The sequence below is a fragment of the Faecalibacterium taiwanense genome (assembly GCF_036632915.2).
Taxonomy (GTDB): Bacteria; Bacillota; Clostridia; order Oscillospirales; family Ruminococcaceae; genus Faecalibacterium; species Faecalibacterium taiwanense.
The window spans coordinates 1174908-1188564 of record NZ_CP155552.1; the positions used below are offsets into that span (position 1 = coordinate 1174908).

Annotated in this window: 17 protein-coding genes and 1 pseudogene; all 18 read left to right on the forward strand. The window is 51.0% G+C overall.

The features are described 5' to 3' along the window. Positions 1-100 precede the first annotated feature (100 nt). Positions 101-247, forward strand: a pseudogene (locus tag PXT33_RS05970) (type I restriction enzyme endonuclease domain-containing protein); the annotation flags it as partial. Positions 248-261: 14 nt separating this feature from the next. Continuing rightward, complete coding sequence (locus PXT33_RS05975; RefSeq protein ID WP_332376100.1) at positions 262-957, forward strand: hypothetical protein; 696 nt, start codon at positions 262-264, stop codon at positions 955-957. 71 nt (positions 958-1028) lie between these two features. After that, complete coding sequence (locus PXT33_RS05980; protein ID WP_291016783.1) at positions 1029-1688, forward strand: vWA domain-containing protein; 660 nt, start codon at positions 1029-1031, stop codon at positions 1686-1688. Positions 1689-1702: 14 nt separating this feature from the next. Then, a complete protein-coding gene (locus tag PXT33_RS05985) occupies positions 1703-2506 on the forward strand; it encodes an ADP-ribosylglycohydrolase family protein (RefSeq protein ID WP_332376101.1) in 804 nt (267 codons plus the stop codon). Between the two features lie 233 nt (positions 2507-2739). After that, positions 2740-3204, forward strand: a complete 465-nt coding sequence (locus tag PXT33_RS05990) for an Hsp20/alpha crystallin family protein (protein ID WP_055191187.1) — start codon at positions 2740-2742, stop codon at positions 3202-3204. A gap of 249 nt (positions 3205-3453) precedes the next feature. Further along, a complete protein-coding gene (locus tag PXT33_RS05995; RefSeq protein WP_005946315.1) occupies positions 3454-4311 on the forward strand; it encodes a YitT family protein in 858 nt (285 codons plus the stop codon). A 107-nt stretch (positions 4312-4418) separates the two neighbouring features. Continuing rightward, positions 4419-5453 (forward strand): alcohol dehydrogenase, encoded by a 1035-nt coding sequence (locus PXT33_RS06000; RefSeq protein ID WP_332376102.1) that lies wholly within the window; start codon positions 4419-4421, stop codon positions 5451-5453. Between the two features lie 172 nt (positions 5454-5625). After that, entirely contained in the window at positions 5626-7365 is a 1740-nt protein-coding gene (ade, locus tag PXT33_RS06005; RefSeq protein ID WP_332376103.1) for an adenine deaminase, read from the forward strand. A gap of 241 nt (positions 7366-7606) precedes the next feature. Beyond that, positions 7607-8212 (forward strand): YitT family protein, encoded by a 606-nt coding sequence (locus PXT33_RS06010; protein ID WP_021885137.1) that lies wholly within the window; start codon positions 7607-7609, stop codon positions 8210-8212. 43 nt (positions 8213-8255) lie between these two features. Then, complete coding sequence (locus PXT33_RS06015) at positions 8256-8426, forward strand: hypothetical protein (protein WP_172678648.1); 171 nt, start codon at positions 8256-8258, stop codon at positions 8424-8426. 343 nt (positions 8427-8769) lie between these two features. Beyond that, a complete protein-coding gene (locus tag PXT33_RS06020) occupies positions 8770-9252 on the forward strand; it encodes a peptide-methionine (S)-S-oxide reductase (RefSeq protein WP_097774964.1) in 483 nt (160 codons plus the stop codon). 17 nt (positions 9253-9269) lie between these two features. Further along, a complete protein-coding gene (locus PXT33_RS06025) occupies positions 9270-9989 on the forward strand; it encodes a DUF554 domain-containing protein (RefSeq protein ID WP_097774715.1) in 720 nt (239 codons plus the stop codon). A 28-nt stretch (positions 9990-10017) separates the two neighbouring features. After that, on the forward strand, positions 10018-10278 hold the full coding sequence (locus PXT33_RS06030) for a hypothetical protein (protein WP_097782054.1): 261 nt from the start codon (positions 10018-10020) through the stop codon (positions 10276-10278). Positions 10279-10331: 53 nt separating this feature from the next. Continuing rightward, positions 10332-10823, forward strand: a complete 492-nt coding sequence (locus PXT33_RS06035) for an HD domain-containing protein (protein WP_005922554.1) — start codon at positions 10332-10334, stop codon at positions 10821-10823. 2 nt (positions 10824-10825) lie between these two features. Continuing rightward, complete coding sequence (locus PXT33_RS06040; RefSeq protein WP_005922551.1) at positions 10826-11338, forward strand: NAD(+) diphosphatase; 513 nt, start codon at positions 10826-10828, stop codon at positions 11336-11338. A gap of 138 nt (positions 11339-11476) precedes the next feature. Next, positions 11477-12670 (forward strand): Fic family protein, encoded by a 1194-nt coding sequence (locus PXT33_RS06045; RefSeq protein ID WP_207698317.1) that lies wholly within the window; start codon positions 11477-11479, stop codon positions 12668-12670. A 21-nt stretch (positions 12671-12691) separates the two neighbouring features. Then, the gene (locus tag PXT33_RS06050; RefSeq protein ID WP_207698316.1) at positions 12692-13102 is read left to right on the forward strand and encodes a (deoxy)nucleoside triphosphate pyrophosphohydrolase; all 411 of its coding nucleotides are present in this window, start codon (positions 12692-12694) and stop codon (positions 13100-13102) included. Between the two features lie 123 nt (positions 13103-13225). After that, complete coding sequence (locus PXT33_RS06055) at positions 13226-13609, forward strand: type II toxin-antitoxin system PemK/MazF family toxin (RefSeq protein ID WP_097785024.1); 384 nt, start codon at positions 13226-13228, stop codon at positions 13607-13609. Positions 13610-13657 lie beyond the last annotated feature (48 nt).

Consider the following 13657-nt stretch of genomic DNA (forward strand, 5'->3'; position numbering starts at 1 on the left):
GCCCGTTGTGTTTGCTGTATCTGCCGATAACTCAACCTGTGTCAATCGAACGCTGCAATGGAGATGGCTGGAAACGCAGAAATTCAGTAATGCGAGCGTAATAGACCTGCAGAAAAAAGAAACTGCCCGCGCAAGTATGCGTAAGATGGTGAAGCACTTGCTGAAAAAATATAAGTATGCGCCAACGTCAAGCGGCGCAAGGGCTGCAACAAAAAGACCGTGCAGAAGGACTGGCTGGAAGATCTAGTCGTCCGGGAGACCATGAAGCTGATTCAGGACGAAGCGGTAATCGACAAAATCGTTCAACTGGTCATGGATGTCCAGAATCAGGAAAACACCACGATCCCGCTGCTGGAAAAGCAACTGCGAGAGGTCAACAAAAAGCTGGACAACCTGATGAAGGCGATCGAGGACGGCTTGTACACCCGGACAACGAAAGAACGTCTGGAAGCTTTGGAAATCCAAAAGGATGAGCTGACTGCAAAAATCGCAGATGAAAAGTTGAAGAAGCCCAGCTTCAATGAGGATTTCATCCGATTCTGGCTGATGAAATTTAGAAAGTTCGATATTTCGCAGAAAAAGCAACGAAAAGCGTTGATTGGAATTTTTGTCAATGCCATTTTTCTGTACGATGATCGGATGCTGCTCACGTTCAACTACAAGGATGGCACCCAAATCGTCCGATTTGAGGACACTTTGACCGCTGATTGCGGAGAAAAAAGTTTGCGTTTGCGAAGCAACGAAAGCCCCAGTGGAGCTTTTGAGCAACAAAACGGTCTTGCGCAAGCAAGATGGAGGGGCCTTGCCCCGACAAGTTCGGATTTGTCCAGCTCTGCTGGGACTGGATCGTGCGGTATTGCCTGGAACACAAAATCTATAACATCAATCAGGTCAATACGCTGCTGTTTGAATACGATCAGGAACAGCTGGGTGCGTGATTTGTCGCCTGCCCGTTGACCTTTTGCCCTCCGGTTTGTGGTATCCTTTTGCCAACGAAAGCGATACACCACAAAACGGAGGGCATTATTATGAAGAAAAATCTTACCGAGCTTGTTTTCATTCTGGACCGCAGCGGTTCCATGGGCGGGCTGGAGCAGGATACCATCGGCGGGTTCAATGCTATGTTGACCCGGCAGAAGGAGCAGGAGGGCGAGGCCAATGTGACCACGATCCTGTTCGACCATGAGGTGCAGCTGCTGCACGACCGTTTTCCGCTGAAGGCTGTTGCGCCGCTGACCGAAAAGGACTACTACGTCCGGGGCTGCACGGCGCTGCTGGACGCCATTGGCTACGGCGTGGAGAAGATGGTGAACATTCAGCGCCATCTGCCGGAGAGTGAGCGCGCCGAAAAGGTCATCTTTGTCATTACCACGGACGGGCTGGAAAACGCCAGCAAACGGTTTAGCTATGAGAAGATCCGCCGGATGATCGAGCGGGAAAAAGAGCAGTACGGCTGGGAGTTCCTGTTCCTTGGTGCTAACATGGACGCCGTGAAGGAAGCTGCCCGCTTCGGCATCTCGTCCGACCGGGCTGTGCGGTTTGAGAATGACGCACAGGGCGTGGCGGTCAACTACCACGTTGTTAGCGAGACAGTCTCCCGGATGCGGGAAGCACCCTGCTGCGCGTCCATCGGCGCAGAGTGGAAAGAACAAATCGAAGCTGATTTCCAGAAGCGGCATCATAGGTAAGGGAGGAAACAGCCATGTTAGGAGCAATTTTGGGTGACATCGTGGGCAGTCCCTATGAATTTGACCACAACAATTACAAGCACAAGGATTTTCCGCTGCTGAGCGAGAAATCGCACTTCACCGATGATACCGTCATGACCGCTGCGGTGGCAGTTGGTCTGATTGACGGAAAGGGTCTGCCGGAGAGAACATTTTGTGCAGTGCAGCATGAAATGCGGCTCTGGGGCCGTAAATATCCCCATGCCGGTTACGGCGGGATGTTCCGCCGGTGGCTGCACGCAGAAAATCCGAATCCCTATGGCAGTTTCGGTAACGGCTCGGCTATGCGGGTGTCGGCAGCGGGCTGGCTGTTCGATACGCTGGACAAAACGCTGGAAATGGCAAAAGTGACCGCTGAAGTCACCCACAACCACCCGGAGGGCATCAAGGGCGCACAGGCCACGGCGGCAGCAATTTTTCTGGCTCGTACCGGCCACAGCAAGCCGGAGATCAAGCGGTATGTGGAGCAGACCTTCGGTTATGACCTGAACCGTACCTGCGATGAAATTCGGCCGACCTATCATCATGTGGAGACCTGTCAGGAAACTGTGCCGGAAGCAATCATTGCTTTTCTGGAAAGCGTCAGTTTTGAGGATGCACTTCGCAATGCGGTCTCTCTGGGCGGCGACAGCGACACCCTTGCCTGCATCACCGGCGGCATTGCCGAAGCTTTTTACGGGATGCCGCAGGAACTGCGGGACGAGACTTTGAAACGTCTGCCGGAGGATATCCGGGAAGCATATGAACTGTTGTGCTTCATGATTGCCAAGATGATATAAAATGCGATGATGCGACTGAATTTTGAAAAGATTGCATAGGATTTTATAAAAGTATTATTCTTTCATGAATTTTAGCACTCTTCTATTGACACTGCTAATGAACGGTGCTATAACAGTGGCGTGCTCAGGAGGAAGGGCAAAAGGAGAGCCGCGAGGCTCCCCGGAAAGCCCTTCTGAATGGACGCTTCAGATTTTTTGCCCCGACCCGAACGCCGGGATTGGAGGAATGATTTATGCTTATGCCAACTGTTTTCCATGAAAACCTGTTCGATGATTTCTTCGATCCGTTCTGGAATGACGCTGCACTGGAACGTATGATGAACCGTGAGGCTCGTGATACCTTTGGTAAGCGCGGTGCAAACATGATGAAGACCGATGTCAAACAGACGGACAACGGCTACGAAGTAGCTGTTGACCTGCCGGGCTGCAAGAAGGAAGACGTTCAGATGGATCTGAACGACGGCTACCTGACCATTCAGGCAGTGCGCAGCCACAGCAACGACGAAAAGGATAAGAAGGGCCGCTATCTGCGGCGCGAATCCTTCTCCGGCACCTGCGCGCGCAGTTTCTACGTGGGCGATGTGAAGAAGGAAGACATCCACGCAAAGTTCGAGGATGGCGTCCTGCACATCGAGCTGCCTGCTCCTCAGCAGACGAAGGCTTTGCCTGAGAACCCGAACCTGATCGAGATCGAGTAAAACGCCGGTCGTGTGCGCCAAGGCACAACGCACATAAGATGCCCCCGGAGAGCCGCAACAAGCCCTCCGGGGGCATTTTTGTTTCGCTATCTTTTCCGCAAGGGAAAATCATGGTATACTGAGAACAGCAACTCGGAATTTATGGAGGTACTTCACTATGGAATACAAACGCTTTGGCGGTAAGCTCCTTGTCCGCATCGACAAAGATGAGGAGATCGGTGAAACAAATTTGATTTTAGGGGGACAAAGATGAGTGATGTAAAAGGAAAGACCGGCGCAGTCCTGAGGGAGACGGCAGTCCTGACCGGGGCGGTGGCGATCATTGCGGCGGGCGTTTTCTTTTTTCTGGTGCCGAGCCATACATCCGTCAGCAGCATTTCCGGCCTTGGCATCGTGCTGTCCAATTTTGTGCCGCTGCCCTTGTCGGTCATTACGATGATCCTGAACGTCGTGCTTCTCATCATCGGGTTCTTTACCTGTGGCAGAGAATTTGGCGCAAAGACCGTATACACCAGTGTGCTGCTGCCGGTGTTTCTGGGGCTGTTTGAAAAGCTGTTCCCGGAGTTCGGCTCGATGACCGGCAGTCAGGAGCTGGACGTGCTGTGCTATATTCTGGTGGTCAGCATCGGGCTGAGTATTTTGTTCAACCGCAATGCATCCTCCGGCGGGCTGGATATCGTGGCAAAGATCATGAACAAGTACCTGCACATGGAATTGGGAAAAGCCATGTCTCTGTCGGGAATGTGTGTGGCGCTTTCCGCGGCCCTGGTCTACGATAAAAAGACCGTGGTGCTGAGTATCCTCGGTACTTACTTCAACGGCATCGTGCTGGACCATTTCATCTTTGATAACAGCATCAAACGCCGCGTCTGCATCATCACCGAAAAAGAGGAGGCGCTGCGTCAGTTCATCCTCCATGACCTGCACAGCGGTGCGACCATGTACGAGGCCATCGGTGCATACAATCTGGAAAAACACAACGAGATCATTACCATCGTGGACAAGAGCGAATATCAGAAGCTGATGAACTTTATCAACCGGGAAGACCCCAAGGCTTTTGTTACCATTTACAATGTGTCCAGCATGCAGTATCAGCCCAAGATCTGATCGGCGGAGAGCTGCCGCAAAGGGCGGGCCTTTTGCGGCTTGCTCTTTGCCATAGCTGCGTGGTATACTCAAGTCCGGAAATATCAAAGCGCATGGAGGTAAAAAGCATGCTGACCTATACCTATGTTTCCGAGGGCAAATTTGAACTGATGGAAAAACCAAAGCCGGTGCTGCAGCACGAGCGGGATGCCATTGTAAAAGTGACCCTTGCCAGCATCTGCTCCAGCGACCTGCACATCAAGCACGGCAGCGTGCCCCGGGCGGTGCCCGGCATCACGGTAGGGCACGAGATGGTGGGCATCGTAGAAGAAGTGGGCAGTGCGGTGACCAATGTGAAACCCGGCGACCGGGTGACGGTGAACGTGGAAACCTTCTGCGGAGAGTGCTTTTTCTGCAAAAAAGGCTTCGTGAACAACTGCACCGATCAAAACGGCGGCTGGGCGCTGGGCTGCCGCATCGATGGTGGGCAGGCCGAGTATGTCCGGGTGCCCTTTGCGGATCAGGGACTGAACAAGATCCCGGACGGCGTTACCGATCGGCAGGCGCTGCTGGTGGGCGATGTGCTGGCCACCGGCTTTTGGGCGGCACGCATCTCGGAAATCACCCCCGAGGATACCGTGCTGATCCTCGGTGCAGGGCCGACCGGCATCTGCACGCTGCTGTGCGTCATGCTGCACAGCCCCAAGCGCATCATCGTCTGTGAAAAGGACGCAAGCCGCCTACAGTTCATCCGTCGGCACTACCCGCAGGTGCTCACGGTGCAGCCGGAGGACTGCGCCGCCTTTGTGCGCGCCAACAGCGACCACGGCGGGGCAGATGTGGTGCTGGAAGTGGCAGGGGCGGACACTACCTTCCGGCTGGCGTGGGAGTGCGCAAGACCCAACGCCATCGTGACCGTGGTGGCGCTGTACGATAAGGCACAGACCCTGCCGCTGCCGGAAATGTACGGCAAAAACCTCACCTTTAAGACCGGCGGCGTGGACGGCTGCGATTGTGAAGAAACGCTGCGTCTCATCGCAGAAGGCAAGATCGATACCGAACCGCTCATCACCCACACCTACCCCCTGCGCCGGATCGCAGAGGGCTACGAGCTGTTTGAAAAGAAACGGGACGGCGTGATCAAGGTGGCAGTGGAGTGCTGACGGTCTGCGCCAAGGCACAACGCACATAAAGTGGCCCCGGAGAGCTGTAGCAAGCCCTCCGGGGCCATTTTTGTTTCCCGACATCTTTTCCGCAGCGGCAAGGCGTGGTAGAATAATGGCAGAACCAATCCACAGGTGAGAAAATCGAACTTCAGAGAGAGGAGATGTTTCTATGCAGTCCGATGAACTGAAACGCCGGATCTCGGCAGGCAGAGGAGATGCTTTGGCTGATCTGGTTTTGAAAAATGCCAGAATTGTCAATGTGTTTACCGATGAGATCGACACCGCTGATATTGCCATCAGCGGAAATTCGATCGTGGGCGTGGGCATGTATCATGGCCGGAAAGAAGTTGATCTGCACGGCAAATATGTCTGCCCGGGCCTGATCGATGGGCATATCCACATCGAAAGCTCCATGCTCTGTGGTCCGGCTTTCGAGCAGGCAGTGCTGCCCCACGGTACCACTGCGGTGGTCACAGACCCACACGAGATCTCGAACGTTGCGGGGCTGGAAGGCTTGGATTTTATGCTGGAAACGACAAAAAATCTGACCCTTTCGGTTTATTTCATGCTGCCCTCCTGTGTGCCGGCCACGGATTTGGATGAATCCGGCGCGGTGCTGAACGCAGAACAGCTCCGGCCTTACTACGGCAATCCCCGCGTGCTGGGGCTTGCGGAACTGATGAACGCCTATGGAACGGTGCGCTGTGACCCGAAGATCCTGCAGAAGATCCGCGACTGCACCGAAGCAGGAAAGATCGTGGATGGCCATGCGCCGCTTTTGAGCGCTAAGGACCTGAATGCTTATATTGCGGCAGGCGTTCAGTCCGATCACGAGTGCTCCAACATCGAGGAAGCCATGGAAAAACTCCGGCGCGGACAATACATCATGATCCGGGAAGGAACGGCTGCCAAAAATATGGAGGCCCTGATGCCGCTGTTCCGGGAGCCCTATTGCAGCCGCTGTATGCTGGTGACGGATGATAAGCACCCCGGTGACCTGCTGGACAGCGGCCACATCGATTCCAACATCCGTAAAGCGATCCGGCTGGGCGCAGATCCAGCAGTGGCCGTCAAAATGGCAACGCTGGTCCCGGCACAGTATTTTGGGTTCAAGCAGCGCGGTGCCGTAGCACCGGGGTATGCTGCCGACCTCATTGTAGTATCGGATTTTGAATCCTTTACGGTCGAACAGGTTTACAAGAATGGCACGCTGGTGGCCGAGCACGGAAAAACGCTGAAACCCGCACCGCTTGACATCGACCGTGTGAGATTTTCCCACGTTATGGATTCCTTTGATCTGGATGAGATCACACTGCAGGACCTGGAACTTCGGGAAAGCGGGGAGCAGGAGCGTGTCATTTGCCTGAACCGGGGCGAGCTGCTTACGGAGGAAAAAATCATCCCGTTCCAACGGCATCCGGGCAAAGCTCCCGGTGTGGACCCGGAACACAACATCGTAAAACTGGCCGTTTTTGAGCGGCATCATCACTCCGGCCATGTGGGCATTGGCTTTTTAGGAAACTTCAGCCTGAAATGCGGAGCCGTTGCATCGAGCATCGCACATGATTCCCATAACCTGATCGTGGCAGGGGACAACGATACCGATATGATGCTGGCCGGCAACACTGTGCGGAAAAACAAAGGCGGACTTGCGTTTGTGGCAGATGGACAGGTCGTGGCAGAACTTGCGCTTCCGGTGGCCGGATTGATGAGCACCGAAAGCGCAGAGAGCGTTGCGGCGAAAATGCAGGCGCTGAACGATGCCCTCAAGGCACATGGTGTAGCGGAAGACATCGGCATTTTTATGACCCTCGCCTTCGTCAGCCTTCCGGTCATTCCCAAACTCAGACTGAATACATACGGCATCATCGATGTAGCGCAGCAGAAAGTCGTTCCGGCTGTTTTTTAATACGCGATAACAAAAATACTGCCGGAGACCGACCCGAATGGTCCGTCTCCGGCAACAGAACAGTTCGTTCCTACTCTTAGAAACGAGCCGCATCAAGAGAAAAATTGACGGAAATTCTTATTTGATAAATCGGAATTTGTAGAGGAGAGTAATTTGCTGGTATTAAATAAATTAGAGCGGTTGCTAACGGGATGCTTTAAACCCAAAGAAAATTATACGAGGAGTGAATTATTAAAAGTCAATGAAAAATAACAATAAAAAAACACTAAAGAAATTGGCAATACTTGTAATAGGTTCTATAATTGCGGCTTATGGAATTACACTTGCACTGTATGCTGGATTTGGCGGAGCTACGCTTGCGGTGCTGTGGCAGGGGATTGCAAGAACATTTCACATAAGCATTGGCACAGCATCTTTTGTTGTAGCATTGGGAATGATTTTGTTTGCGCTCATTTACGATAAAAGTCAGATTCATATAGGAACTGTGTTGTACCAGATTGTATACAGTACCTGTGTAGATTTGTTTGCTAACTGCCATATTTACAGTACCTATAAGTGGATCAATTTTTTAATTATGTTGTTAGGAGTGGTTTTGTTTGCTGTCGGAACAGGACTATATGCGTCGGCATCCCTTGGTAGAGGCTCCTATGAGGCAGTCACTTTTGCTTTAGCAGAAAAAAATCACTGGCAGATTAAATTTGTCCGAATGGCATTGGATATTTTGGTTGTTGTTACAGGTGTTTTGTTTGGCGGAAAGTTTGGTGTATGCACGCTTATTACAGTTATCATTTCAGGTCCAATTATCCAATTTGTTAATGCGAAAGCAAAACAAGTTTTAAAGATATGATAGTAAAGAAACTTACAACTTAGAATTTGTGGAGGAAACAAATATGGAAGATAATAAATCAACGAATGTCAAGAAAACGGTAAAATCAGGAATAACTTTTGGAAGTGCATTAGCTATGGTTATTAGTTATACAGCGTGGAAGTCTGTCGGTTGGGCGATTTTTCATGGATTACTTAGTTGGGTGTATGTCATATACTTCCTTTTGCGTTACTAAATTCGCGTTTGTGGAGCGAAGCAGAACAATGAAAGCCCCAGTGGGGCTTTTAAGTGACAGAACGGTCTTGCGGCAGCAAGATGGAGGGGCCTCGCCCCGACAAGTTCACGTTTGTGGAAGTTATAAAGGGGTGCATCATGGAAATCGAGTATAAACAAACAAAAGATTTCACGGCCGATGAATTGCAGAAACTGTTTTTATCCGTATGATAATTACTCTGCAATGGTGCGGAAGCACTTTTTGTGAGTTGGTATGATGGATCGATTTGCAGCTAGCAAGGAAACCGTAAGGAGTACAGAGCATGGATGCAAACTGTACCAGTAAAAGAAGGAAAGTCAAGAGTATGGAAACGGTATACATTGCAGGCGGGTGCCTTTGGGGCGTCCAGCATTTTTTTGACACGGTGCCCGGTGTACGGACGACCGAAGCCGGGAGAGCCAACGGAACAACAAACACGCTGGACGGCCCGTATGATGGATACGCAGAGTGCGTTAAAGTGGTCTTTGATGAGAAATGTACCAGTGTTACAGAGCTTATGGAGCATCTGTTTGAAATCATCGACCCGTACAGCCTGAACAAACAGGGCGTTGATGTTGGAAAAAAGTATCGCACGGGGCTTTACAGCACAAATCCCGGACATCTGGAAGAAGCAAGAGCCTTTATTGACAGCAGGAAGGACCGGGATAAAATCGTTGTGGAAGTGCTGCCGCTGACGAATTACGTCCGGAGTGCAGAGGAGCATCAGCATCATCTGGAGCGGTACCCGGAAGATTGCAGCTACTGTCATATCCCGGATGAAGTCTTAAACAAATACAGGAATCAGTAAGCAAGGGAAAAACGAAAATGCGGGGATTGGGAACGATCATCAATGCGCTGGCCATTGTGATAGGCGGTGTGCTGGGTATTCTGTTCAAACGCTTTCTGAAAGAGCGCTATCAGGATACAATCATCAAAGCCACGGGCTTTTCCGTGGTGTTTCTGGGAGCGGCGGGAACGCTCTCCAAGATACTGACGGTTAGGCCAGACGGAACTTTGAGCACCGGTGGCTCTATGGTCATGATTCTATCGCTGGCGTTGGGTGCGCTGCTGGGTGAACTTATTGATCTGGATGCACAGTTTGAACGCTTTGGCGAGTGGCTCAAACACAAGACTGGCAGTGACGGCGACAACCAGTTCGTCAACGGCTTCGTGTCGGCATCCCTGACGGTGAGCATCGGGGCCATGGCCGTCATCGGCTCCATTCAGGATGGCATCTACGGCGACCATTCCACGCTGGTAGCAAAAGCGATTCTGGACTTTATCATTGTGCTCATCATGGCGTCCTCCATGGGCAAGGGCTGCGTGTTTTCATTTATTCCGGTGGCAGTGTTGCAAGGTGCCATGACGGCTCTTGCGGTAGTGCTGTCCGGCTTTATGACGGACGCTGTGCTGAACAATCTCTCGCTGGTAGGAAATATTCTGATTTTTTGTGTGGGCATCAATCTGGTATGGCCAAGAACCATCAAGGTGGCAAACCTGCTGCCGTCCCTTCTGGTTGCAGTGGCGCTGACGGGGATTTTATGAATCGGAATTTGTAGAGGAGTGTGATTATATGAAAAACAATAGCCCACAAAAGCAGGCTGCCATTTCTTGGATCATTTTGATGATAGGAATATTGCTCGCAGTAATAGGAGCAATGACGGCAAAGGAGTACAGAGTAAACCTATGCCTGCTAATCGGTGCAATGGTTGTTGTTGGTGGTATTGTATATCATCTCACCATGATGAAATGTCCTTATTGCGGTTGCTCGCTTGTTGGTTATAGGCCGATCCCTAAAGAATGTCCAAAGTGTCATAAAAGATTTGAAGAATAAGTTCGCGTTTATCAAGGTGAACATTTAAGTATTAAAAACGGGAGTGAAAACAAATGATGACCATTGCACAGATCATGGAAAAGATGATCGCCTTTTCCGAAGGGAATATCCATGACATCACGCACCTGAGCTGCGTGTGGACCTATGCCAAAACCATTGGTGAGCTGGAGGGGCTGGACGCAGACACGCAGTTTATTCTGGAGGTGGCGGCCATCACCCACGATATCGCCTGCCCGCTCTGCCGCAAAAAGTACGGCAACACCAATGGTAAATATCAGGAGCAGGAGGGTGCCCCGCTGGTGCGGGAGTTTTTGGCGGATACCGGCATGACGGCAGAACAGATCGACCGGGTGGCCTATCTGGTAGGGCACCACCATAGTCCGGCGCAGATCGACGGCATTGACTATCAGATTCTGATTGAGGCAGATTATATCGTCAATGCGTCCGAAAGCGGGTACGACCAGCAGGCAATCCGAACCTTTATGGAACATACGATGAAGACGGCAGCAGGTATCCGGCTGACGAAAACAGTGTTTGGAGTGTAAAAATGATTCAGAAGCATTGCTTTGAATGCGGTACGGCATTGATTGAAAAAGAACTGGAAGAAGAGGGCATTGTGCCTTATTGCCCGAAATGCCAGCAATACCGGTTCCCGATGTACAATGTGGCAGTCAGCATGATTGTTGTGGATGAGGAAACCGGGAAAATTCTGCTCATCCAGCAGTACGGCAAGCCCTCTTATATTCTGGTGGCTGGATATGTGAACCGCGGTGAGGCAGAAGAACACGCCGTGGTGCGGGAGGTCCGGGAAGAAACCGGGTTGGAAGTAGAGCACCTCCGATTCAACCGTACCAAGTTTTTTGAGCCGTCTAACACGCTGATGTGCAACTTTACGGCTTTCGTCAGAACCGCAAAGGCGTTGCATATCAACCACGAAGTGGACCGCTGCAAGTGGTTCACCCCACAGGAAGCCAGAGAAAACATCCGTCCCAACAGCCTTGCAGCGGAATTTTTGAATGCGTATCTGGACGAAGTGGGGAATAAGCCGATGGAGATGTGATTCGTGGCTGTGCCGCGGGAATTTTGACGGAGAGTATGGAAAAAAGTTGGTTCGGCCTGTTTCGGTTGACTTTTTTATAAAGAATTGGTATATTGATACTATATAGTATCAATAAGTATCAATTGCGAGGTGGACAGAATGGATGGGGCACAGTTTGCCAAAATGCTTTCAGATAAGCATTTGTTTGAACTCAATCGGATGGAATACAAGTACTCGACTGTCAGCGTCAAAGAATTTGCCGAATTGCTGCGGCAAAACTTTGCGCAGCCTCTGCCGTTGACTGATTTTTCTGGAAATAAGCTGTTTTACCTGCCGAACCTCGCGCAAATTTCAACAAATGGTATGAAGCAGTTGCTCTCTGTCCCTGTCAGTGGACAAAACTTCGGTTTGTCGGCGATGACCGAGGAAATTTATGCTACTTTTCAAATTGAAAGTATCCGCTCGACCCGCAGCAGTATCCGTTATATCCTCGATGGTTATGCCCCTCGTGATGAACAAGAAGCCCGCATCTATGGTATGAAGCGCGGACTGGAGTTTATCGCGAATCGTCAGAATAGGATCACCGAGGAGAATCTGCATTACCTATATCAGATCAGCACAGGGGATTATCTCCCGGATGAAGATCGATTACTGCCAAACCACTTTTATCGGCATGGCGAGGTTTTTATTGTAGGCGGTGAAGAACCCAGACCGGGACTTCCGGCAGAGCGGCTTCCCGGTGCCATGAAATGTCTTGTCGATTTTGCGAATGCCAATGACGGCATCAATGAGCTGCATAAGGCTGCCATTCTGCACTTTGCCTTTGCGTACTACCACCCCTATTTTGACGGGAATGGACGCACTGTACGGCTATTCCACCTCTGGTATCTTGTTCAGCAGGGCTATCCTGCGGCACTGTTCACGCCGTTTTCCCGATACATCGCTGAAAATAAGGGCGCATATTACAAAGCCTACGAACGCGTGGAGAGAAATGCTCTGATTTCCGGCTATACGGATGTGACTCCCTTTCTGTTCTACTTCTGCAATGAGGTCTATAACCGCCTGCAGGTGGATGCAGTCCCGCCGAAAACTGATCTTGAGGTATATCAAACTGCTCTTGCGGGAGGAAAAATCACAGAAAAAGAACGGCTGCTCTGGGAGTATGTCCTGTCTGCTTATGGTGCAGAGGAGTTTACCACAAAGCAGCTGGAAAAGGATTTCCGAAACGCTGCGTATGCAACCATTCGGACGTTTGTGATGAAATTCCATGAGATGGGGCTGCTTACTGCAAGAAAAGCAGGAAACAGGGTGTTCTATCGTGTCGGTGGTACTTCTGACGGTCGGCCATTATAATGAATCCAAAAGGGGAACGTTATGAAAACGATTCGTGTTGTGGCCGCTGTGATCTGCGACTCCATGCAGGCAAAACGCAAAATCTACGCCACTGCCCGCGGTTATGGCGACTATAAAGGCCAGTGGGAGTTTCCGGGCGGCAAAATCGAGCCGGGCGAAACCCCGCAGCAGGCTCTGAAGCGGGAAATCGAAGAAGAACTGGACACGGAAATTACTGTGGGGGATTTAATTGGTACACTCGAGTACGATTATCCGGCGTTTCATCTTTCCATGGACTGCTTCTGGTGTGAAGTGGTTTCCGGCGATCTTGTTCTGAAAGAAGCGGAAGCTGCACGGTGGCTGACGAAGGAGGAGTTTGATTCCGTTCCGTGGCTCCCGGCGGATCAGACCATTTTGGATGTTATCAGAAGCTCAATGGTAAAGAAAAAGTGACTCACTTGAATTTTGCAGCATAATCTGACCATGGAACCGCACGAATAAAAACAATGCCCTCATAGTTGAGAGGATTCGTAAATCTTCTTGGCTATGAGGGCGTTTCATTCCACGGGGATTTTTATGTTACCGAACAATTGGAGATATCTCAGAGGGGACATCTACTATGCAGACATGGAGCCGCATATCGGCTCGGAACAGGGCGGGAAACGCCCTGTGGTAGTTCTGCAGAACAACATTGGAAACCGTCATTCGCCTACATTGATCGTTGCAACTGTTACCACCCGGACGGAAAAGAAGAAAAACCAGCCCACCCATGTGCTGGTGGATTCCAACCCGGCCTTTGAAGAACCGTCCATGATTCTTCTGGAGCAGATCTTCACAATCGATAAATCCCGCATCGAACGCTTTATGGGCTATGCCAGCAAGGCTGAAATGCTCCGCATTGATATGGCTTTGCTGGTCAGTCTGGCTCTGAACGTTCTGAGCGGAAACCGCAGCGAATAGCGGACAACCAGTAACCCGTAAAAATGAGGTGATAGCGATGTAACCGGA